This is a genomic window from Campylobacter troglodytis, from assembly GCF_006864425.1.
Lineage (GTDB): Bacteria > Campylobacterota > Campylobacteria > Campylobacterales > Campylobacteraceae > Campylobacter_D > Campylobacter_D troglodytis.
In genome coordinates, this window is record NZ_QHLI01000250.1 from 1 (window position 1) to 464 (window position 464).

A 464-nucleotide genomic window follows, 5' to 3' on the forward strand; every position below is an offset into this window, starting at 1 on the left:
GGGCAAACTCCAAGTTCTAAGCAGTAGCGAATGCAAAGCTGAGGCACTGAAACGCCGTAGTTTGCGGCGATTTTCATAAGTCTTTCGTCTTTTAAAAGCTCGCCGTGTGCGATGGGCGAGTAAGCTTGAATAAGCAAACCCTCATTTTTGCAATGCTTAATTAGCTCAAAGGGCGTGTTTCCTATGTGGCACAGCACTTGATTTACCACCGGTTTAACGGAGCAGTTTGCAAAAATGTTTGCCAAGTCCTTTTGCAAGAAGTTGCTTACCCCAATGGCACGGACCTTGCCTTCTTTGTAGGCTTCCTCTAAAGCCCTCCACGCCGCAGCGTTACCCTCGAAATAATCGCCCCCGCGAAAGTCGTTCCAAGGCTGAGGTGCGTGGATTAACATTAAATCAATATAATCAAGCCCAAGTTTTGCCAAGGACTGCTCTATACTCGCCCTTGCAGCCTCGTAGCTTTT

The 464-nt window shown here is 47.6% G+C and carries 1 protein-coding gene; it reads right to left on the minus strand.

Going from position 1 to position 464, the window contains the following annotated elements; translation table 11 throughout:
* Positions 1-464, minus strand: a 464-nt coding sequence (locus DMC01_RS12800; protein WP_142694547.1) for an aldo/keto reductase, incomplete at both ends; no start/stop codon positions are given.